This window comes from Methanobrevibacter boviskoreani JH1, from assembly GCF_000320505.1.
GTDB lineage: Archaea > Methanobacteriota > Methanobacteria > Methanobacteriales > Methanobacteriaceae > Methanarmilla > Methanarmilla boviskoreani.
On record NZ_BAGX02000010.1, the window covers coordinates 108633 to 131530 of the forward strand.

Annotated in this window: 28 protein-coding genes; all 28 read left to right on the top strand. The window is 31.7% G+C overall.

Going from position 1 to position 22898, the window contains the following annotated elements:
- Positions 1 to 8 precede the first annotated feature (8 nt).
- Positions 9 to 944 carry an NAD-dependent epimerase/dehydratase family protein gene (locus ON24_RS02190; RefSeq protein ID WP_040681783.1) on the top strand — a complete coding sequence of 312 codons (936 nt, stop codon included), beginning with the start codon at positions 9 to 11 and terminating at the stop codon, positions 942 to 944.
- A 334-nt stretch (positions 945 to 1278) separates the two neighbouring features.
- Positions 1279 to 1602, top strand: a complete 324-nt coding sequence (locus tag ON24_RS02195) for an energy-converting hydrogenase A subunit A EhaA (protein WP_040681784.1) — start codon at positions 1279 to 1281, stop codon at positions 1600 to 1602.
- Positions 1595 to 2098 (top strand): energy-converting hydrogenase A subunit B EhaB, encoded by a 504-nt coding sequence (locus tag ON24_RS02200; protein ID WP_016358543.1) that lies wholly within the window; start codon positions 1595 to 1597, stop codon positions 2096 to 2098. Before ON24_RS02195 ends, ON24_RS02200 begins: the two co-directional genes overlap by 8 nt.
- A 70-nt stretch (positions 2099 to 2168) precedes the next feature.
- On the top strand, positions 2169 to 2423 hold the full coding sequence (locus ON24_RS02205) for a DUF2109 domain-containing protein (RefSeq protein ID WP_016358542.1): 255 nt from the start codon (positions 2169 to 2171) through the stop codon (positions 2421 to 2423).
- A gap of 2 nt (positions 2424 to 2425) precedes the next feature.
- Positions 2426 to 2704 carry an EhaD family protein gene (locus ON24_RS02210; RefSeq protein ID WP_040681785.1) on the top strand — a complete coding sequence of 93 codons (279 nt, stop codon included), beginning with the start codon at positions 2426 to 2428 and terminating at the stop codon, positions 2702 to 2704.
- Positions 2697 to 2957 carry an EhaE family protein gene (locus ON24_RS02215; RefSeq protein WP_016358540.1) on the top strand — a complete coding sequence of 87 codons (261 nt, stop codon included), beginning with the start codon at positions 2697 to 2699 and terminating at the stop codon, positions 2955 to 2957. Before ON24_RS02210 ends, ON24_RS02215 begins: the two co-directional genes overlap by 8 nt.
- Positions 2958 to 2985: 28 nt before the next feature.
- Positions 2986 to 3579 (top strand): EhaF family protein, encoded by a 594-nt coding sequence (locus tag ON24_RS02220; protein WP_016358539.1) that lies wholly within the window; start codon positions 2986 to 2988, stop codon positions 3577 to 3579.
- Positions 3579 to 4256: an EhaG family protein gene (locus tag ON24_RS02225; protein WP_016358538.1), complete on the top strand. Its 678-nt coding sequence runs from the start codon at positions 3579 to 3581 to the stop codon at positions 4254 to 4256. Before ON24_RS02220 ends, ON24_RS02225 begins: the two co-directional genes overlap by 1 nt.
- A 75-nt stretch (positions 4257 to 4331) precedes the next feature.
- A complete protein-coding gene (locus ON24_RS02230; RefSeq protein WP_016358537.1) occupies positions 4332 to 5003 on the top strand; it encodes an energy-converting hydrogenase A subunit H EhaH in 672 nt (223 codons plus the stop codon).
- Positions 5004 to 5017: 14 nt separating this feature from the next.
- Complete coding sequence (locus ON24_RS02235) at positions 5018 to 5233, top strand: SND2/TMEM208 family protein (protein WP_016358536.1); 216 nt, start codon at positions 5018 to 5020, stop codon at positions 5231 to 5233.
- 29 nt (positions 5234 to 5262) lie between these two features.
- Positions 5263 to 6126, top strand: a complete 864-nt coding sequence (locus ON24_RS02240) for a respiratory chain complex I subunit 1 family protein (RefSeq protein WP_040681786.1) — start codon at positions 5263 to 5265, stop codon at positions 6124 to 6126.
- A 27-nt stretch (positions 6127 to 6153) separates the two neighbouring features.
- Complete coding sequence (locus tag ON24_RS02245; protein ID WP_050553528.1) at positions 6154 to 6411, top strand: hypothetical protein; 258 nt, start codon at positions 6154 to 6156, stop codon at positions 6409 to 6411.
- Positions 6412 to 6453: 42 nt separating this feature from the next.
- The gene (locus ON24_RS02250; RefSeq protein WP_016358533.1) at positions 6454 to 6789 is read left to right on the top strand and encodes a DUF2104 domain-containing protein; all 336 of its coding nucleotides are present in this window, start codon (positions 6454 to 6456) and stop codon (positions 6787 to 6789) included.
- A 21-nt stretch (positions 6790 to 6810) separates the two neighbouring features.
- A complete protein-coding gene (locus ON24_RS02255) occupies positions 6811 to 7188 on the top strand; it encodes a DUF1959 domain-containing protein (RefSeq protein ID WP_016358532.1) in 378 nt (125 codons plus the stop codon).
- A gap of 38 nt (positions 7189 to 7226) precedes the next feature.
- Complete coding sequence (locus ON24_RS02260) at positions 7227 to 7703, top strand: NADH-quinone oxidoreductase subunit B family protein (protein WP_016358531.1); 477 nt, start codon at positions 7227 to 7229, stop codon at positions 7701 to 7703.
- Positions 7704 to 7706: 3 nt separating this feature from the next.
- Positions 7707 to 8825, top strand: a complete 1119-nt coding sequence (locus ON24_RS02265; RefSeq protein WP_016358530.1) for a hydrogenase large subunit — start codon at positions 7707 to 7709, stop codon at positions 8823 to 8825.
- A 23-nt stretch (positions 8826 to 8848) separates the two neighbouring features.
- Positions 8849 to 9904, top strand: a complete 1056-nt coding sequence (locus tag ON24_RS02270; RefSeq protein WP_040681787.1) for a 4Fe-4S binding protein — start codon at positions 8849 to 8851, stop codon at positions 9902 to 9904.
- A complete protein-coding gene (locus tag ON24_RS02275; RefSeq protein WP_050553529.1) occupies positions 9894 to 11465 on the top strand; it encodes a 4Fe-4S binding protein in 1572 nt (523 codons plus the stop codon). The genes ON24_RS02270 and ON24_RS02275 overlap by 11 nt, the downstream gene beginning before the upstream one ends.
- Positions 11466 to 11548: 83 nt before the next feature.
- Positions 11549 to 12634 (top strand): HAD hydrolase family protein, encoded by a 1086-nt coding sequence (locus ON24_RS02280; RefSeq protein WP_040681788.1) that lies wholly within the window; start codon positions 11549 to 11551, stop codon positions 12632 to 12634.
- Between the two features lie 57 nt (positions 12635 to 12691).
- The gene (locus ON24_RS02285; protein ID WP_040681789.1) at positions 12692 to 13585 is read left to right on the top strand and encodes a formylmethanofuran--tetrahydromethanopterin N-formyltransferase; all 894 of its coding nucleotides are present in this window, start codon (positions 12692 to 12694) and stop codon (positions 13583 to 13585) included.
- A gap of 133 nt (positions 13586 to 13718) precedes the next feature.
- The gene (locus ON24_RS02290; protein WP_040681790.1) at positions 13719 to 14714 is read left to right on the top strand and encodes a carbohydrate kinase family protein; all 996 of its coding nucleotides are present in this window, start codon (positions 13719 to 13721) and stop codon (positions 14712 to 14714) included.
- A gap of 96 nt (positions 14715 to 14810) precedes the next feature.
- Positions 14811 to 15662 carry a 4Fe-4S dicluster domain-containing protein gene (locus ON24_RS02295; protein WP_040681791.1) on the top strand — a complete coding sequence of 284 codons (852 nt, stop codon included), beginning with the start codon at positions 14811 to 14813 and terminating at the stop codon, positions 15660 to 15662.
- A gap of 24 nt (positions 15663 to 15686) precedes the next feature.
- A complete protein-coding gene (locus ON24_RS02300) occupies positions 15687 to 16322 on the top strand; it encodes a CBS domain-containing protein (RefSeq protein WP_016358523.1) in 636 nt (211 codons plus the stop codon).
- A gap of 363 nt (positions 16323 to 16685) precedes the next feature.
- Positions 16686 to 17684: an NAD-dependent epimerase/dehydratase family protein gene (locus tag ON24_RS02305; RefSeq protein WP_040681792.1), complete on the top strand. Its 999-nt coding sequence runs from the start codon at positions 16686 to 16688 to the stop codon at positions 17682 to 17684.
- Positions 17685 to 17762: 78 nt separating this feature from the next.
- On the top strand, positions 17763 to 18965 hold the full coding sequence (locus ON24_RS02310; RefSeq protein ID WP_040681793.1) for a glycosyltransferase family 4 protein: 1203 nt from the start codon (positions 17763 to 17765) through the stop codon (positions 18963 to 18965).
- A gap of 404 nt (positions 18966 to 19369) precedes the next feature.
- A complete protein-coding gene (locus tag ON24_RS02315) occupies positions 19370 to 19633 on the top strand; it encodes a hypothetical protein (RefSeq protein ID WP_040681794.1) in 264 nt (87 codons plus the stop codon).
- A gap of 482 nt (positions 19634 to 20115) precedes the next feature.
- Positions 20116 to 21615 carry a DUF2193 domain-containing protein gene (locus ON24_RS02320; protein WP_040681795.1) on the top strand — a complete coding sequence of 500 codons (1500 nt, stop codon included), beginning with the start codon at positions 20116 to 20118 and terminating at the stop codon, positions 21613 to 21615.
- A 127-nt stretch (positions 21616 to 21742) separates the two neighbouring features.
- Positions 21743 to 22495 (top strand): MIP/aquaporin family protein, encoded by a 753-nt coding sequence (locus ON24_RS02325; RefSeq protein WP_040681796.1) that lies wholly within the window; start codon positions 21743 to 21745, stop codon positions 22493 to 22495.
- The last annotated feature ends 403 nt before the right edge of the window (positions 22496 to 22898 follow it).

Sequence of the window (22898 nt, forward strand, 5' to 3'; positions counted from 1 at the left end):
GGATTTCGATGGAAGGAAAGGATATAGTTGTAACTGGAGGTTTAGGTTTTATTGGTTCTCATATTGTTGATGAATTGGTAGAAAATAACAGGGTTACAGTAATCGATAATTTTTCATCAGGTAAAATTGATAATCTTAAATATCCGAATCATGAAAATCTTAAAATCATTAAGGGGGATTTAAATGATCTGGATTTGGATAAAATTTTAAAAGGCACTGATTATGTGTTTCATTTAGCTGCACTTGCAAGTGTGCCTGAAAGTGTTGAAAAACCTTTATTTTCCAATGAAAATAATTTGGATGGAAGTTTAAAATTATTTGTTGCGGCTAAAAATAATAATGTTAAAAAGGTAGTCTTTTCTTCGTCAGCAGCAATATATGGGGAGAATCCAAATATTCCCCTTAAGGAAACTGAACCATATATGCCGGAATCACCATATGCAGTACAAAAAGCAGGTTCTGAATTGTATCTTAAGGCTTTTAATGAAAGTTATGGCTTGAATTATGTTTCATTAAGATATTTCAATGTTTTCGGACCTAAACAAAACATCCACTCCTCTTATGCTGCAGTAATTCCTAATTTTATTTATGGTTTGTTGAACGGTAGACAGCCTACTATATTTGGTGACGGAGAACAGACGAGGGATTTTATTTATGTAAAGGATATCGTAAGGGCCAATATTCTTGCATGTGAGTCTGACTATAATGGTATAGTAAATATTGCAAGCGGTAAAGGTCTTTCAATTAACCAACTATATGATATTATCACCGAGGTATTGGGCAGTGACATAAAGCCTATATATGAGGACGAACGTATTGGTGATATTAAACATTCTATTGCGGACATATCTAACCAGAGGAATATCGGTTTCACTGTCGATTCAGATAACTTTAAAAATCAACTTAAAGAAACTATTAAATGGTTTATGGATAATCCTCAATAGTATTGTCCGATTATTTTAATAGGTTTTTTCCTGTCTTTCCTTAAACCATGCTTTTTTTCACTTTTAATATTCTGATGTTTTAAAATACTATATATGTCGAAATAAATTGAACATTATAAAATAGTGTATATTAAAATTTCCTTTCTCCTATATTCAAACTAATTATTATTTTTAAAATTAATGTTTATCTTTGTCTTATTTGTTTATTTGAGTTTAATTTTTAATAGATTTGTTTAAAACTAGTTTTATTGATTTTATTTCTTAAAAATACAATTTTAAGATATAACTTTTTATACATAAAATTTATATATTATTTAATCGGATAATTAATACTATGATATATCTAATTAGTGAAACCTCATTATTGTTAAATTATCTAATTACAATAATAGTTTCTATTGCAGTGGCTTTACTTTTAGGAATGCCATTTCTTCCAGAAAAACCTAGAAGGTTTTCATGGACTAAAAGTGCTGTTTTTCCTACAGCTATTATAGCTATGGGTATTTTAGCATTCTGTTTTTCAATTAATTTCTATTGGTTATATGATGGGAAATTACTTGCGATAATTATAGGTGTTTTATCAGCAGTATTTGTGAAATATTTATTCAGATATGTATTTCCTGATTCACCAAATGCAGAGGGTGGAAATAATGAATGAGATTATCGGATTAATCATAGCGGCAATTATTTCCTGGCTTAATTTTGTACTTATTGATACGTATTTAGGTCTTCCTGAGGAACCTGGTGTTAAAGGGGCAGATAATGTTGGACACTCTATTAAACAAAGGGGCGGAGATTTATCTGGCGGATTTTTCCAAGGAAATATATTATGTTCTCCAGATGCATCCGCAGGAACTTTACTTGCAAGTATTGGATTTATGGTTCTAGGAATTAATGGTGGAATCCTTGCTGCATTTTTAGTTTATATTGGAAATAGATTATGTGCAGATCCAGGATATGCGGGAACTACCGGTGCTCTTACTATGACTGTAATTCTTACAATATTCTGTGATTATCTCGGATTCAAGCCGATTATGTTTGTTGTGGGTATGGTAATTGCAATATTTGTAATACAGGGTATTCACCATCCTGCAAGTACTAAACTTCTCGGTACTATTGCAAGGAAATTTAATAGGTATACTAAATTAGAATAATTATTGAAAAATATCTAAAAATCTATTTAGATAAGTGGTTAAGTTTTAAATAAAGATATGGGGCGATAAGATGTATATGGAAATTTTGGGTATTATTACTATTCTCATGGCATTAAGAGCTTTAATAACTCAAAATAGGGCTGAGAAATTATTGTATATTAATGTTATCGGATTTTCAGTTCCTGCTATGATTGCATTATATATTAATACACCTTTTGCATTGATAGTTGCAGCTGTATTCTTTGTCTGTTCAACAATTAGTTCTAATGCAATTGCATATACATTAAATAAATTGGATGATGAAATTGTCTTAGATGGAGAATAAAAATGAATTTTCTAGGATTTTTTAACATTACTACTGTTGCTTTAGCTTTAATGTTTATTGGTTCAATTGGTATGTTAATTGTAAAAAAACCGATAGATAAAGTTATCTTGTACAGTATTGTTGATGCTGGTTTTCTACTTGCTGTAGTGACATTTAAGTATCTGGATGTTGCATTTGCCATAGCAATTTTAGGTCCTGTATCTACTATCATTTTCTTAATGTCAATTTTAAAAATTGATAGAATTAGGCATAATAATCGGGAAGGTGGTCCTAATGTTTAATATTTACATATGGTTTTATGCAGGAATTATTCTGGCTGTTGTAGGTACTTTAGGTGCTTGCTGGGGTCCCGGTGTAAAAGACCCGGTTGTTAGGACTATGAATACTGAGGTTGCTTCAGTTGGTGTTTCATTAATATTATTATGTTATAACCATACATTAGCTCTTTTAACAATGATCGCTACATCTGTTATATGTACATTAATTCTATTTAGAGCTATTTCACGTTTAGAAGAAATAGGAGCTGATGTTTAATGGTATTAAAGTTTAAGGGGTGTAACTTATGAGAATAGGAGATTTATGGAATAAGTTAGCTACTCCTAAAAGAATTCCACGGTTATTTGCTTTGATTTTAGGTATCGCTTTAATCATTGGTCTTTTAATTCCGGTCGGATTAAATGTAGACCAAATTTATCCAAGACCTGAGCCTCAGGTTCAAGTGGATCAGGGTATGGCAATGGCTCCTTATGCCCGTGGAGGTGAACCTCTTAAAGAGAGAGGTATAACTATATCTCAATATCCACAGTATGAGCCTAATTTAGGTTGGATTAACTCTTACGTTTCACCACTGTCTCAATTTGTTATGAGCATATCACCATACTTTGGTACGAGTATCTACTCATCTCCTGGTGGACTTATAGACGAGATTTTATACTATACCAGAGGTTTCGATACGGTTCTTGAATCTTCAATTTTAATGATGGCATTTATTATTGCCTCATGGTTATGTGTAAACTATACCATGAATAGAAAGAATGATCCTGAAAATATTAAGAAAGATATGAAGGTTGCAATATCTGAATCTGATAGATTGGCTTCCGAGGTTGAGATGAATAATCGTAAAGCTCATATTAAGCAGAACAGGAGGGACAATTAATGTTAGTTCCTACAACAGTTCCCCTTATATATGCAAATATGTATCTGCCTGCATTTTACACGGCAATAATTGTAGGTTTCTTTACATGTATTGCAATAGCAATGCAGAAACGTGATATCCATGTTCTTATCTTAACCGATTTAATTGGATTTGCAATGATTATCGTAGTTGCCGGTGTAGGTACAGATTTGGCTGAGTCATTTATTCTACCAGGTTTGGTTGTGGAACTTGCGGAGATTATGGCAATTTCCGAAATCTTAATATCCCGTGAAATGAGAAAGATTTCATCAAATCAACCTAATGTATCTTTTGCTCCAATGCCTATGGATTACAATATGGAAATATTAACCACCGCTCCAAACTTCTTAAGTTTGATTTTACTTGCTTATGGAGTTTTCTTAACTGGATTCACAGGTGGTGCAGTTGCAGGTGGAGGTATCTTATTATATATCCTTTCAAGAAAAGCAAGAGGATTACCTGTACTTGAATTAAATGGTATTTCCGGTATATCTGGACTTGGCTGGTGTATGTGGATTATATCTTTCTGGTTGTTCTTTACCATGCCACAATATTGGTTATTATGTTTATTCCTTGCAGCTTGCGGATTACTCTTAAAAGTTGCAACAAAAATGGGATTGATCGGAGTCCTTATGAGAGAAGATTTTGGTAAAAAATAATTAATTAGCTTAAACTAATTAATTTTAATATTTAAAATATTAGTTGTTGAATTAAAAATTTGATAGAGGAAAATTATGAGTATTGCAAGTTTAGGTGGAAATTTACTTGGGATAGTACCTTTAGGGGATATTGTATTCTATTTAAATCCATTTCATTTGTTCATGTTTGTGACTATATTGATATTCACGTTTCTTATTGCTATAGGCCATACGGAAACTCAGGTTGAAGCCGAGTTCGGTACACTTGCAGACAAAAGAAAATCTGTAGATATTAAGGAGTTTAAAGCAAGAAGATTCTTATCTGTGATTTGTGGTATAGCTACAGCAGGTGCAATGATTACAGGGGATTTATATAATTTGACCTTATTTATGTCCCTTGTCGGAATCTTAAATATTGGTATTATATCATCAGTAAAACAAGTAGATGTTTTGGATTCTGTTTTCCAATATGGTTTAATTGCGATGATGTGTAGCTTACCATTATTTGGAGGTGCAGCAATTGTTCTTGGAGCATGTGGAACAGTAAGTTTACTTGCAATTCAAAGTATGAAACCTACTGCAATGATGATTTTCGGTGCAATATTAATATTTATCGGAGCCTGTGGTGAATCAGGTATAGCGCCATTCTTCGCATCTAAAGCAGAGATGTTTAGGACCCCAGGTTCTCCATTTTTATTAATTGTACATTTAAGTTCATTATTTATTATTATAAGGGTAATTGAAGTATTACTCATTATTTGTACTTAGAAAAGGTGTTAAAAATGAATAAATTAAAAACTGTAAGTAGCATATTACTTATCATATCAACAATTGCAATATTATATGCCTTAATATTTAATCCTGCAGATTGGATTGTCTATGCTGTAGCAATTGTATTTATACCATTTTTTATCCTTTCATTAGGTTTACTTACTATGGCTAAACCTAAAAAAGATGAGAAGGAGGAAAGAATACAGGAACCATTTATTGGATATTAAATCCTTTATAGAGTGTGTATTCGATTTATATGTATAATTTAATGGCAGATATTCTAATAAATGTAATGATAGCTTTTCTTGCTGGGAGCTTACTTTTAGGTTTACATAGGAAAGTTATGGCTCGTGTTCAGTTAAGGCCAGGACCTCCTTTGATTCAGTATTTATTACATTCTTTAAAATTTTTCTTTAAAGAATCTTCATGGCCTAAAACAATTTCAAAACCATTTTACATAGCAATTGTAACTATATTATGTGCTATATGGGTTACTGGTGTAATTGTTGGTCCTGTAACCTATGGATCCTTAATGGTAATGTTTGGTATCTATGCGGTTCATAAGATTGTAGAACATAACTCAGGTTCCTCATCAGGTTCTCCCTATGGAAAACTTAGTTGTGTAAGGGCGGTTTTCTCTGCTTCATCCGAGCTTTTATTGTTTGCAGCTATTGTACTTGTTTATTTGGAAACTCATACAATGAATATTGGACAAATAATATCTTATCAATCTGCACATGGACCACTAATATTTTCAATTCCACTTGCGGCATTGATGTTCTTTATGATTATTATTACAAAGGCTCCATATTCTCCATTTGGAATCACTACAGGTAAGGATATTATTTCCGGATTTGAAACGGAACATTTCGGATTCCTAAGAGGATTCATAATGTTTTCCGAATCTATGTTATGGTATGTTCTATTATGGTTGTTCCTTACAATATTCTTTGGACCTTTAACAATAGTGGGTTATGCAATTGGAATGATAATAATATCTGTAATTACAGGTTTTATAAGTGCCACAACACCTATGTTAAATCCAAACCATTCAGTCATGTCACAGTTTACAATTGCGGTTATATGTGTATTTGGAACATTGATTCCAATGGTAATTTAATTAAAAAATAAAATACGGAGAGAGAAAATGAGTCAAGAAAAAGACTTTTTAATACTTACATCATTAGTAGCTATTGGTATTATTTTTATTAGTGGACTTGCTGTCATATTTCATAGTCCTGTTGTTTTGCCACTTGTAGTTATAGCTATACTTATTGCTCCGTTAATATTATATCAATATACAGAGAAAGGTTCAGAACTTGCAGAAAATCTAGAGAAGATAATGTTTTTCATTACCTTTGCTGTGATCTGTATTTCAATTATATTATTATACAGACCATTATAAACAGATTATTTAAATTAAAAACAAACCAATCAGATGATGATTATGATAGAACAATTACATGTTTTAATATATCTAATAGTTTTTATAGTTGGGGCTATTCTTGGTCTTCTATACAGCTATCAAAAACATTTAGAACCATATATTATTAAAGAAACCAATATACCAATATTAGTTATGGCTATTCTTGGTTGGTTTTTATTTGTTAACTACAGTCTCCTTAACTTTATTCCAAGCTTTATTGTTATAAGTATTGGTCTATTCTTAATAGGTTTTGTAATAGATATGAGACCAGGTTATGGTAGAAGAGAAACTGTAATTGGTATTATAGTTGCAGTGGTAATTTGGTTTTTTACACAATGTTTATTTAATATAATTTAATTTTAGTCTATTGGTGATTATATGGATGATGAAGAGAAAATGAAACTTTATAAATTAAGAATTCTTAGAAGTTTCAAATGGCATGATGATTTAATTGTTCCTTTATCTAAAGAACTGGGAATATCTGTTGAAGAGTTTGAGGATATTCTTATGAAAAATTTAGACATGTCCTCATTGGAGGCACTTCACTCAACATATGAATCAGCAATTCCGGAAGAAATTATGATGAGATTACATATTGATTTAAGATTTATATGGTATGTGGATGTACTTCAATTGCTTTCACAGGAGGAAGCAAGGGATATTAAATTTAAATTGACAGAGGAAATCCTTCATGGTAAAGATTACAGTGATGCGGTAGATGAAGGAAGAAGGATATTGGTTGAAAAATTAAGATAATTTTTATTAGATAATAATTTCAGTTTAGAGGTAAGAAAATGTTAGATCGTCTTAAGGATATTGTACGAAAAACCTCAATTAACGTTTGTATTGTTAATTGTGGTGGATGTAATGGATGTGATGTAGAACTCGTTGCATGTTTATCTCCTAGATATGATCTTGAACAATACGGTATTTATTTACAAAACAACCCTCGTGATGCAGATATAATACTTTTAACAGGACCTGTCACTGAACAGTGGGAGGATAAGTTAAGAAGAATATATGCTAAGACTCCAGAGCCAAAACTTGTTTTAGCTGTTGGAAACTGTCCTCAAACGGGAAGTGTTTTTGCTCAAGAAGGTGGTAGGGTTAGTGCTCCAGCATCTAATTTTATCCCTATAGATGGGGCTGTATCTGGCTGTCCTCCAAGTCCTCCTGAAATTATTAATGCAATTTTAAATGTTGCGCCTGATGCTATGGTTGCAAAAAGTCATGAGAACAAGAAGATTAAAGATGATGAGGATGAGGTGTAAGAAATGATAGTACCTATAGGTCCGGTCCATCCAGGTTTAAAGGAACCTTTAAGATTAAAGCTTGAAACTCAGGGTGAAAGAGTAGTCAAAGCTGAAATAGATTATGGTTATGTCCACCGTGGAATAGAGAAGATTATGGAAGGTAAAACCTGGCAAAAATGTATTTATCTTGCAGAAAGAATATGTGGTATTTGTTCCTATGAACATACCCAATCATTTGCAGAGGTTTTAGAGCATATGGCGGGAGTTTACGCACCTCCAAGAGCCCAATTTTTAAGAGTCATCACTAACGAATTGGATAGAATTCAATCTCATTATCTGGCGAATTCCACATTTTTCAAATGTTTGGACCATGAGTTATTGTTCATGAAAGTATTGGAACTTAGGGAATATGCTATGGATTCTATTGAATTGTTAACAGGTAACAGGGTTAATATGGGTTGGAATGTTCTTGGTGGAGTAAGAATGGATGCCAATGAAGAACATTTCAATGCCATACTTGAAAATCTTAAGGTCATTGAGGAAAACCATGATAGGATAGTGGAATTATTCTCTGAAGGTTCTGTTTTAGCTTTAAGGACTAAGGGTGTAGGAGAAATGACCAGAGAAGAGGCATTAAAAGGTCGTGCAGTAGGCCCTATTGGTAGGGCATCAGGTCTTAAACATGATTGCAGGGAATTCCATCCTACCTATAGAGACCATTTGGATTTCTCTCCTATTTGGAGAAAAGAAGGAGATAATTATGCCCGTGCTATGAATAGATTTGATGAGATACCTCAATCAATTGATTTAATCAAACAGGCTATTGATAACATGCCTAAAGGTGATATTAGAGTACCTGTTGAAGTTAATACAGGTTACAGTGAATGGGTAAATGAGGCTCCTCGTGGTGAAGTAAAGTATATGTGTGAGACAAACGGCAATTTAATAAAACATATTTCAATACGTACTCCAAGTATTACAAATATAGATTCATGTGCTAAATATATGCTAACTAATGTTCCAACTGTTGCAGATGCAGTGGCTACATATGCATCATGTGATCCTTGTATTGCATGTGCTGAACGTGTTCAAGTTTTAAATAGAGACACTAATGAAAAAATCGTAAAAGATATGTTTTAAATTCAATTAAAAGATGATGGTTTATGAGTTCTTTAATTTGGTATGTATATGAATTTGCAAGAAAAACCTGGATCAATCGTTTTACTGATGCAAAATCTCATAAAGAATCAGTTGAAAAACCTTCTAGATTTAGAGATTTTCCAGTTGTTATTAAGGAAAATTGTATTGGATGCGGTTCTTGTATTGCAAGTTGTCCATCTCCAACAGCAATTAAGCTTGTAAGGGATGAGACAACTGAAGAAGCAGAAGGTTTAGTCTATCCTGTAATTAATGAGGGTGGCTGTATTAGATGTGGTTTCTGTGCTGAGGTTTGCCCGTCTAATCCAAAAACTTTAGAATGTGGAGAAAATCATTTAATTAAAGAAGATTTCAATATCATTCCATCTAAACGCAGATATATTGTTGATGATTATTTATGTATTAAATGTAATTCATGTATTAAAGCATGTCCCGTAGATGCGGTTTCAGTTGTTGACGGACATGTAAAAGTAAATCAATTAAAATGTATTGCATGTGGAGAATGTGTTAAGGCTTGTAAAGTTAAAGGTGCAATGAAAGGAATATTTATTGATAACCTACAAGATCAAAGAAAATTGATTAAACTGGTTGTTGACAGTCTTGAAAAATATATTGAGGCTCAACAGGAAGATTTAGAAAAACTGGCTCCAGAATCATTATTGCAATTAAAATTCCCAATATCAAATATCTGGGATGAGGCATTAAAGATTATTCCAGATACTGAAATTGCGCATGAAATAATTGAAAATGCAGTTGACAGATTAAAGATTAGGGTTATTACATGGAACAGTGAAAAATGTAAGAAATGCCAAATGTGTGTTAAGGAATGTCCAATTGGTGCAATTAGTTTTGATAAAGAGAGAGATACTATTGTAAGAGACCATGATAAGTGTTGTAGATGTAGTATTTGTTTCCAAACTTGTCCATTTGCAGTGATTAAATTATTCCTTGCTAAATTTGTACTTGACTCTGATGATGATGGGAATGAATATGCCTTTATCACTGTTACTCCTTCACAATTAGATCATGACTTTATAAAAGGTGAGCACAATGCAAGCTAGAGAAGATTATGAACGTTTCGGAAAACCAATACGTGAAGTTGAAGTTCAATGGGATATTGATGATAATAAATGTGCTCATTGTGTTGAAAAACCATGTTTAAAATCATGTCCAGTTGAGGCTATTTACTTGGATCCTAATGGTAATATTAGGTTACATGATTCATGTTTCGGCTGTGTATTATGTAGAAATGCATGTCCCTATGTTGCCATTACAATGACTACAAAGATTGCAGAACCAATTAAGGAAAATGTTCCAAATATTAACAAGGCATTATGTAGAGCATGTGGGGCATGTGTAGCTAATTGTAAAACAGGGGCTATTCACCTACGTTCAGAGGGTTCCGAAACTTTCAGTGAGATCGATGAAGACAAATGTATGAGATGCGGATATTGCTATAGGGTATGTCCTACAGATGCAATTAAATATGGTGAGATATTGCCAAGAACTGTTAAAGGTGGAAAGGCAATTGTTGTAAACCATAAGAAATGTATTGGCTGTTTAACCTGTGTAAGGGTATGTCCGTCTAAGGGTTCCATTATTATTAGTAAAACATTAAAGCTACCATACATTAATCCAGGATACTGTGCAAGATGTGAAGAGTGTATGCATGCATGTCCTTCCACGGCAATTAAATTCTCCTCACGTAAAAGAGCATATGCCCAATATAGTAAGATTAGAACCTCCGATACCATATCAGAAATTGTGGATAAAGATGTTTCAGTGTTGTCTCATAACATTTCAAGAATTGACAGGATCTTATCTGATTTATCACTTCAATTTTCAAAACATTTGGATGAGGTAACTGCAGAGAATGTAAAACCCGATGATATCATTGAATCCGAGAATTTATTTGAACTTAAATTTAACGCATCAGAGGTAATCACTAAAAAATTTGAGGATATCACTGGTTCAAACTTTAAAATAACAGAAATGAATAATTTGATTGATTCATTCCCACCGAAAAGAAGAATATTTATAGATGAGTTCAGATGTATTGGCTGTGGAGAATGTATGAATGTATGTCCTGTAGATGATGCATTATGGTTAGATACTCCTGCACCGGTACATGTTACAGATTCATGTGTCTTTTGTGGTAAGTGTGTTGAAGCTTGCAGGTTTGATGTCATTACGATTTACGAGGAATCATTTGAATCCAAAGGCGATACAATCTATTACTTGTCCACAGAGATTCAAAAGCCTAGGGAAGGTAAACTAACATTATCCAATATTAGATGTTTATCTTGCGGTGTATGTGTGAATAACTGTCCTACAGATGCACTTGAGATGGTAAATGATAAGGTTGAATATATCGAGGATAACTGTATTTATTGTAGGGAATGTGAATGTCTATGTCCTGTAAATGCAATTGACATTGACATTATTAAGGATTGTCAGAACCCTGGCGGTGAAGATACTGATTCAAATAATTCAGAAATGTTGGATTCTGATAATGTTGATGCTCAAGCTACAGATTCAGATGATGGTGAAGATTCTATAAGCAATAAAACAGGCTCTGATATTGTAGATTCTGATGATAATAATCAACTTACAGATTCTTAAAAACCAAAATACTGTTTCATTTTAAATTTTATTTCATTAATTTTTATCATTTTTTTTAAATACTTTAGATTAGGAGGATTAATTTGAGTAAGAAAGTTTATGTAACAGATTGTGAAGGTCCATTAACTATTAATGATAATGCTTATGAGGCATGTTCCCATTTTATTCAGGATGGCAGTAAACTTTATAAGATTTTAAGTAGTTATGACGATTACTTAGTTGAAGTAGAAAAGAGGGAAGGTTATCATGTTGGTGGAACCTTGGCATATATCACTCCATTCTTTAAAGCTGAGGATATTACTAATCAGGATTTAATTGATTATGCAAAGGAAACCTTAAAAACTGTTAATGGTGTTGAGAATTCATTTTTCATTGCAGAAGAATTCATTGACTCCTATATTGTAAGTACAAGCTATGGTCAATACATTAGAGCATTATGTGATAAAATGGATTTTCCATATGAGAATACTTATCATACCGAGGTTGATTTGGATTCAATGCCTATTACAGATGAGGAAAAGGTTAAAGTTGAGGAATTCAGATGTAAAATCCTTGAATGTAATCTCATGCAAGATTATAGAAATAATCTAGATTCAGAAGAGCTTGAAAGGGAAGGAGATTTACTTGATGATATCTTCTTTAATCAATTTAAGAACATGAGTTTTGCAGAGGACATGTTTAACATTAATCCCGTTGGGGGTATTGAGAAAGAAAAGGCCCTAAAAGATATTATTGAAAAAAATGATATCGATCCTAAAAATGTGATTTATGCAGGAGATAGTATTACAGATTTGGAACCTCTTCAATATGTAAAATCACATGGGGGTTTGGCAGTTGCATTTAATGGAAATGAATATGCAATAAATGCAGCTGAAGTTGCAATTATATCCGAGGATGCAATTCCATTTACAGTAATTCTTGATTTATTCTATAGAATAGGTAAATATTATACAATGGGATTTATAGATCAATACGAATTTTTACCTGAAGGTATGTATGAGGGTTTCAGAATTAGCCACCGTTTCTTAGATTACTTTAAGGAACATTTCGATGGTAAAAAATATCCCCTTATTGCTAAGATTACCGATAAAAATAGAGACGAACTAGCTGATAAAAGTATTGAAATGAGGGCTAAGTTACGTGGTAAGGATATTGCATCAATTATGTAAGTTAAGTTTATAATAAGCAATTGCTTATTTTATAATATTATTAAATTCGTGATTCAAATGACAGATTATAGTTTAGTTGAAGATACATTCTTTGAAAGTTTCAGAGGAAAATATATACGAGCATTAATTACTGCTGAAGATGAACAAACCGCAAAAGAGGCAGCATATGATTCTACTGCAACACCAAGTTCAGTTATTGGAAGAATTGAAGGTGGAGTTGAAGGACCTGTATCTGCCAATTTCACTCCTGACGGAAGACCGGGATATATGGCTCAATATTGGTTTGGTCTTGATGATTTGAAAAAATATGAGTTGGAACTATCCTATAGGATTAGACAGGATATTTTAGTAAAACCATTTACCTCAATGTTTTCAGCAACTGAAAACCCTGACGGTTACATTGGCATGATGGAACAGGTAGGTCATTGTGGTGACGGTTACGAATGGGAAGAAAATATCTATGGTAGGGATATGATTCATGTCCCTATTGCCGTTCCCGACTTTTTAATTGATAAGGAAATGGGATATGGTAATGGTATTATGGGTGCTAATTTCTGGTATATGTGTAGCACTAAAGAGGCAGTACTTGAGGCAGGAAGAAATATTGTTGATGCAATTCTAAATGTTCCCGGAGCATGTGCACCATTTGGTGTTTGTTCAGCTGCAAGTAAACCTGAAACTAATTTCCCACAGATCGGACCTTCCACAAATCATCCATTTTGTCCTTCACTTAAAGAAAGATTAGGTGATGAAAGTAAGGTACCTGATGGTGTAAACTATATTCCTGAAATTGTTATAGATGCTGTAAATGAGGAGTCTATGAGAAAAGCCGTAAAAGCGGCAATTGACAGTATTTTAGATATTGATGGAATTGTAAAAATCTCTGCAGGTAACTTTGGTGGAAAACTCGGAGAGGATACCTTTTATTTACATGATATTTTAGGTATTTAAATTGGTATAAATTAAGTTAAAATCATTATCAGCATTTATAAATGATAGATAGGTTTTTAACCAATAAATCATTTATAATTCTTTATTTATATTGGTTTAAAATTAATTATAATTAGGTTATTTAGGTGTTTAAATGGAAATTGTTGATGATATCCAATATGATGTTATTGGATTTGGTGCATTGAATGTGGATAAACTATTTACGGTTGATGAGATTGCATGTCATGATGAAGAAAGATCTATCATATCCGAGGAGGAAAGTCCAGGTGGTTCTGCAGCCAACACAATAATTGGTCTTGCAAATTTAGGTCTTACAACCTCATATATAGGTAAAATTGCAGATGATGCAGAAGGGGAATTACTTGAATACAATCTAGCAGAACATGGAGTATACTTAAATAATCTAATCTATTCAGATACCGGTGTGTCAGGTAAGGTTTTAGGTTTTGTAGATCAGAATGGTGAAAGGGCATTATATGTCGACACCGGCGTTAATGAAACAATTGAACTAGATGAGATTAACCCTATCGAACTTGCACGTGGTCATATTATACATTACACTTCAATGTTTGGTGAGACTTTCCAAACTCAAAAGGATTTAATCTCAAGACTTCCAGAATCCATGATTTTGAGTTTTGATCCAGGTTTGATATATGCGAAACTTGGTGTGGATGAACTTAAAGTAATTTTAGATAGAACTGACATCTTGCTTATAAATGAAAACGAGATGTTTATTCTATATGAGGATTATTATAGAAAAAGGGATAATATTCCTGAAGATGAGAACTTAAGTTTTAGGGACTTGGCTATTAAAATCAGAGATGACGGAATAGATACCGTAATTGTAAAACGGGGAACTAAAGGGGCATATGGTATAAATTCCAATGATGATGAGGTAAAGGTTCCAGCATTTTTAGTAGATGCAAAGGATACGACCGCTGCAGGTGACTCATTTAATGCAGGATTTTTATATAGTTATGTGAAAGGTTTCGATTTAGAAAAATCTGTCACTGTTGGAAATTGGGTTGCATCTAAAGCCGTTCAGGAAATGGGTATCTCTGGTCTTCCAATGATTGATGATTTGGAAGATTTCTTGGAAGAATATGACAAAGAAAATGATGAGGATTAAATTTTATTTAAAAAAATTAATTAATAATAAAAATATATAATTAATTAAGTAATTTAGTGATGGTTGATTAAACAGGTATTTGCAGGATGATAGGTTATGGAACTTAAATTCGAAAAACAGATGAAACTTATTGAAAAAGAGGTAATTTTAAAATCTGTTGATTTAGATGATGATTTTGATGATTTTGAAGTAGATATAGGTGATTTTGAATCTAATGAAAGGTTCATGGCTATATCTCCACGTTGTATTAGATGTAACCTCTGTGTTGAGAATTGTCCTGTAGGTGCTATAAGTGATTCAACCTATTCAAAACGTGCTAAAATTTTAGATAATTGTGTAAAATGTGAAATATGTGTTCAAACTTGTCCTGTATCAGCTATTTACATATTTGAATCAGAGGCAGTAATAAATAATGAGGCTGATGACATTGAAGACCAAACCTTAGACTATGCATTTAAACAGGTAACGATACCCCATAGGATTATACGCCTTAATGATATTGAAATGGATAGGAGTAAGTGTATCGGTTGTGGTCACTGTGTTAAATATTGTCCAACTAAAGCTAATAAATTAAAGACTAAAGAATACATTGAAGAGGCTGAATGCCAGGTTTATGATAACTTTGAGAAAGGTCAATTATATCCATTTATCAATAAGAAACTATGTGTTGGCTGTGGATCATGTAGTAATATATGTGCCCAAGGTGTTTACAATCTAGATAATTATATTGGTCCCTTAGTACAGACTAAGAATCTTTTAATACATGATGATAAATGTGTATCATGTTTCTTATGTGAGGATAATTGTCCTACAGCAGCAATTGTTTTAAATTCCGAGAATATTCCAGAATTAGATGCCGATAAATGTATTCGATGTAATACATGTTCAGACAGGTGTCCTGTAGGTGCATTAGAGTTAGTGGATGTTGATTTAAATTCAGATTTATAATAATAAATAAATGAAGGGTATAATATGAAAGCAAAAGAAATGATGGATAAGAATTTTTTAAGTGTTCATGCATTTGATTCAATCAGTGATACTTCTAAATTATTAGAGGATCATAAAAATTTCACATGTCCTGTTGTGGATGATAATATGAAATTAATAGGTTGGATTACTGCTTTAGATTTGACAAAAGGATTACGTGAAGGTAATGAAAAGGTTGCAGAGATTATGCATCCTCCTGAAGAAACTAATTATCTACATGAAAACGATTCAGCAAGGGATGCAGTACTTGAAACCGATAGTAATAAAGTTATAGCTATTCCGGTATATAATGATGATGAGATATTGACAGGTATTATACGTTCTTTTGATATTATACATACTTTCTCAGATTTATATGAAACTAAGGTTTATAAATTCTATGAAGCTATGTTAAAACAATTAAAAGGAGTTTCCTGGGAAGAGCTTATGGAAGCATCAGCTATTGTTACAAGACGTGAAACTGGTGAAAAAATTACTCCTGAAGAGTATGATAAAAGGATTCATGCAGTTACATTTGGTAATGCTATATGGGCAACTGGCGGTCTTGAAAACTTCTTTACAGGATTAATTTCTGTTGGAGAATTAGTAATGGCTCGTAGAGTCGGTTCTAGACCTAGATAAAATTTAATTTAAATTTTATATTGAGTTTTTATTTATTAGGATTTTACTCAATAAAAACTATTAATCTTTTTATTGAATTTCTGTTTTTGTTGAGTGTAATGTGGACTATTAATCTTTTTATTTGAATTTCTTGTTTTATTGAATGTAGTGAAGACTGTTAACTTTTCCATTGAATTTTTGTTTCTATTGTTTATTCTAGTTTCTATTTTTAAATTTTCTTTTTATGAAATACTTCTATTTTTATTAAATTGCCTCTTTTTTTAAAAAACTTAATTTATTTATATGAATATTAACAAAAAGATATATTGATAAATTATTAAATATAATCAAATTTCTAAAAAATATAAATTACAGGGATTTTTCATGAGAACATATAATGAATTTGAAGGAAAAACAATTTTAATAACTGGTGGAGCAGGTTGTGTAGGAGGTAACCTTACACGTAAACTTTCTGATTTAGGTGCTGAAAAGGTAATTATCTTGGATAATATGTCTTCCGCATATCATTGGAATGTTGTAAAAGCGGATAATGTTGAATTTGTTGAGGGAGATATAAGAAGTGATGAAGACTTAAATCGTGTCTTTAAAGAAAGACCAGATTATGTTTATCATTTAGCAGCTCACTTTGCAAATCAGAATAGTGTAGATCAACCTGAAACTGATTTAATGGTTAATGGTTTAGGAATTCTCAAGGTTTTAGAACATGCACAATTAACTGGAGTTGAAAGATTTGTTTATTCCTCATCTGGTTGTGGAGTTTATGGTCTGGATTCCAAAATGCCTTTTAAAGAAGATGATATATCCATTTCATTGCACACTCCTTACCAATTAACAAAGTTGCTTGGAGAATTATATACCAATTATTTCCATAATCTATATGATTTACCAATTGTAAATGCAAGGTTCTTCAATGTATTTGGTCCTGGAGAAGTTCCAGGTAAATATAGAAATGTAATTCCAAACTTTTTCTATTGGTCTATGAATGGTCAGGCTTTACCTATTACTGGTGAAGGTACTGAAACCCGTGATTGGACCTATGTTGGAGATATCTGTAATGGTCTTTTAGCAATGGGTATTGAAGAGGAGGCTATTGGTGAGGCTATTAACCTTGGTTCTGGTAAAGACCATAGGGTTATAGATATGGCTAATAGGGTTAACGAATTGTCTGGAAACGAGGCAGGTATTGAATTTAAGGAAAGAAGAAATTGGGATGCAAAGACTAAACTTTTAAGCTGTATTGACAAAGCACATGATATTCTTGGATATAAACCTACTGTTTCATTTGATGACGGTCTTGTAAAAGTTCATGATTGGTTCGTGGACAATTGGGATAATATACAGGAATCAGCTGAGTTTGATTAGATAAATTATTCCTTTTCTCTTTTTTCTATTTTAAATATTTTTAATTTTAAATAATTCAAGCTATTTTAATTGATTATTATGAAGATTTTAGTTGTTCAAGAGTCTGATTGGTTAAAGAGGAATCCTCATCAACAACATCATCTTATGGATAGAATGTCTGTAAGGGGTCATGAAATTAAGGTAATTGATTATCCAATTGATTGGTCTAAGGATGACCCGGAAGGTTTTAGATTCAATAGACAGGTAGTAGACAATGTTTATAAAGTGGATAAGAAGGCAAATATTCAGGTTATAAGACCAGGTTTTATCAAGAAACCTGTACTTAATTATATTTCACTTTACAGATCCCATAAGGCAGAAATCAAATATCAGATTGAAAACTTCAAACCTGATGTAATTGTTGGTTTAGGATTACTTAATGCATATTCAGCATCTAAGCTATGTATGAAATATGATATACCCTTTGTATATTATTTAATCGATGTATTATATGCGTTGATTCCGGAAAAGACATTTCAATCATTAGGTAAAAAAATAAATAAAAAGGCTATTAAAAATTCTAGAAAAGTCATTACCATTAATGAAAAACTATCAGAACTTGCAATAAGTCTGGGTGCAAAACCAGAGGATACAATTAAAATTGATGCAGGCATTGATTTAAAATCATATGATCCTAATCTTGATGCATCAGCTATTAAAAAGGAATATAATATTGATGATGAGGATATTGTACTTTTCTTTATGGGTTTTATCTATGATTTTGCAGGAATGAAAGAACTTGCAATTGAACTAGGTAGAAACAAGGATAAGTATCCCAACTATAAGATTCTTATAGTTGGTGACGGTGATGCATATGATGATTTAGTTGGAATTAAAAACGACTATAATCTTCAAGATCAATTGATATTAACAGGTCGCCAGCCATTTGAGAAAATCCCTGAATTTTTATCAGCAGCTAGTTTTTGTCTTCTTCCCGCATATATAGACGAGGAGATTATGCAAGATATTGTGCCAATTAAAATATATGAATACCTTGCCATGGAAAAGGTGGTTATTGCAACAGAACTTCCAGGAATTTCAACGGAATTTGGATATGGTCATGGTGTTGAGTATGTTCACGAGGCAAGTGAGGTTTTAGATAAAGCTCAATCCATTATTGATAGTGGAAAGTATGAAACACTTTCAAAAACTGCACGTGAATATGTAAAGGATAATGACTGGGAAAGTATTGTTGATAAGTTTGAAGATACATTAAATGAAATTATCGGCAATTGTAAATAAGTGATTTAGAATTACACTTAAGTGGGAATATATTATACTTTCATTTATATTGCGGACTTGAGGGTATGATGGATTATGATTACCTTCCAGTATTGAGGAGAAACATATTGGAATACACTTTATATATTGGTAGTGGAAATCAAGAGTTGATAATCTAAAATCATAAATGTAAATATTTCTATTTATTTAAAATTCAAATTGCCGGGTAACTTTAATTAATTATTTATTTAATTAATTAAATTTTCTGATTGGTTTTAAATTTATTTTTATTTAATATTATTATAGAAAATTTACTTTATTTTCCCTAAAATAAATGGTTTTTATTCCTGAAATCTAGGAAAATATAAAAATTTTTAAATATAATATTAACTATAATTATATACATAATAGTGTGAGGTAATTTTATGATTTACAATATAGATGCAAAGAATACTAGAAAAGGTAATAGTATTTCTTTTTCTTTAAAAAAAGATGAAGGAGACTATGATTTTTATTACGAAGATGAAAATACTCATGAAAAGGTTAATCCTGAAGTGATTTCAAATAACAGTATTAGAGAAATTTGTAATAATATTATGTTAGCTAATTCTCCAATGCGTACTTTAAAACCAGGAGAAACTGCTGATTTTAAAACTTTGACCTATGAAGGTAAAATTACTTGTAACTAGATTTAATTCTTATATTGGATTTTATTAACTGCAATCTATTAGTACAAGTATAAAAAAGATGTGACATTTAAAAAAAATTTATATTGCAGCTAATAATTTTCTTTATTTATTAAATCTTTATACACTAATTTGTTTTTTGTTTATTTTTTTGAGTTCTTATTTTTGATTGAAGTTAATTTTATAGATATTTTTTCATTAAAACATAATTCTTATTTGTCTATTTATCTTTATTTTTATAGGAATTTTTATTGTTTTTTTTATTAGCTATTTCTTAAATTTTATTTATCTGTATATTTTTTATAGTTCCGCTTTAAATTCTATTAAATATTATTCATTTTATTCCTATTTTAATGACTTTTTGTATAATTATTTTGAGTCAAAAGTATTAAATAGAAGTATTAATCTATTCTTAATTAAATATAAATGGGTTTTGAAATATTTTTAATTTTACCATTATATATTTGTGATTTAAGGTGACAAAAATGAATGAATTATATGAAAAAATGGTCAACGAGGCAGTTGCCGCACAAAGGGCTGATGTTAACGTAATAAAGGAAAAAAGAGGCGGTAAATTTAAAATAACTGATGCTAAGCCATATATGGAAGCTGCAACTAGTATGAAACCAATAGGCGATCAAGCACAATCTGTATTTGATTTACATACTAATTCAGTAAAGTCCCATTATGATACCCTTGTAAGTTTAGCAGATACCATAAGACCTGAAGACGATCCTATGGTAGAACATTATCAAACACCTCCAGTACTTGAAATCTTAAAAGAAGAGGACAGTGCGTTCAATGACAGTGTCGAAAAATTCGCAGAATCTATTGCAGAACATGAGGCTATTGTTTCAAAAGAATCCATTAGACACTATGCAGGATTTTATGGTCCTACATGTGTTGTTGACTTCGCATTAATTCCTGGAAGTACCAGTAATATTGTAAACCAAATTCTTTCAAAAACAGATATTCCAACTCCTCATAAACAGGCTATTTTAGCTTCTAAATCATGGGGTATGAATACCTCTTATGGTGTTGGAGATGCTTTCTCTCAAGCTCTTGAATCTGGTGCTACAGCTTCTGAAGCCACTGAAGTAGAAATTGCTCAGTTACAAGATATTTACTTAGATCCTATTGAGGCACAGGGAAAACTTATGGATGCAGCAAAGGAATCTTCTTTTGATGTAAGGAAATATATGAAAAATTATAAAAAACTGATGACTCCTTATGTAAAAGCGGCAATGGATGACGGAGTTCATTATGGAAATATTGTAACTGTTCCTGCATATTGTGTAGGGGATATTGGACACCATATCTCTCAATCTACCTATAACATGTGTAAGGATGATGTTGTAATGGCATGTATTGAAGCTACAACAGATGTAATTGAATCTACCTTACGCAACAACTTGGAGAATTTCAAATCCAGTACTGATATTTTAAATTTAACCACCGGTGCATCTGCATGTGCAACTGAATATATGTTGGAATTAGACGGTTTTAATGCTGTAATGATTGTTGATTTACTTACAAAACGTTTCCACAACTTTGTTCAAATGTACCCAACTAGAGGTGCCGCTGCAGAACTTCATAACTCCGACTTTATGGATATGGTTTACAGGGGATATGGATATATTGAAAAGGCAAGAAAGGCAAGATCATCAGAACCTGATCCTTTAGTACCAATGATTAAAGGTTATAAGGTAGATTTAAGTCCTGTTGATAATAATGAGGTGATCATGAATCCGCAAAGGTATACATATCCATCATGCGCTATATCTGTCAGGTTCTCCTCCCTTATGCGTCTTGCAGATTATCCGTGTTTACTTACCTCAGAACCAATGACCGCTACTTTAATGACAAATGTTATTGCACTTAGTAAGGAAATTCCTAACTCACCAGTTAGAGGATGTAAAAACTGTGCTGTCGCATCTCTCATGGACTTCAGACATCATTACTGTCAATGGAGGGAAGCTGTATAAGAATAAATAATGGAATCTATTTATGATTCCATTTTTTTATTAATTGGTTAAAAATTGATTAATATAATTAAAAATTATCATTAACTATTATTTTTTTAATTAAAATATTTTCAAGGAGGAGAAAAAGATGGCTAGTTTAAGTAAAAAATTTTTAGCTGAGTTAATAGGTACATTCTTTTTAGTGTTTGTTGGTACCGGTTCAGTAGTGGCTGATACTTTAATCTCACGGACTGTAAATCCTAAACTTGTTGGTATAGGTATGGTTGGTGGATTTGCTGAATGGTTTGGTGTTTCTTTAGCTTTTGGTATTACAGTAATTATTTTCATTTATGCTGTAGGTAAGATCTCAGGAGCACATTTTAATCCAGCAGTTACATTAGGATTACTTTCAACTGGAAACATTTCAGGAAAAGACTCAGTTGTGTATATTATTGCACAGTTGATTGGTGCTGTAATTGGAAGCATTTGTATTTACTTCTGTTTCGGTCCGACATCTGCAACAGTTGCAGCATTAGGTGCTACCTATCCTGCATCAAATATTAGTTTTATACAGGCAACCGTTGCTGAATTGATTGGTACATTCTTACTTGTATTTGTTGTAATGGGTGTTGCAGTTGATAAAAAAGCAGAACCTGGATTTGCAGGTGTTGCAATTGGTTTAACTGTTGCTGCAGCAATCTTTGTTCTTGGACCTATTACTGGAGGATCTATTAACCCTGCACGTACTTTTGGACCATACCTAATTGATTCATTAGTAGGTGGCGGAAACCTATGGAATTATTTCTTAATTTACATAATTGGACCTATTGTAGGTGGTATTTTAGGTGCCTTAACTTATAAAGGTCTTGCTACTGGAACTGAAGAATGTGATATTGAATAGGTATTGAATAATTAACCTTATTCATACTTATTCTTTTTTTTTATGGGATTCTATTTTTTTTTGAGATTATTATTCCTGCTTTTTTTTTAAAACCAGTTTATATTTCATTTTGGACTTAATGTCTCTACTTTTAATTTTAGTTATCTTTTTAGCTTTTTTGATTAATCTTTTATTTTTATTTTAGTTTTTACTTGATTTTTTCTACTTTTCTATATTAATTTAAGGTTTTTTTTCGGATTTACAGATTTAATTTAGTTGATTTTATTTTCAATAATACTTTTTTTTTAAAATTCATACAAAATTTTAAGATTTGTTATAATCAATTTTTTATATTTTATTCAATTTACAATATACTTTTATAATATATATTAATTGTCTATTTTTTGGCTGTTTTTTTGATAGT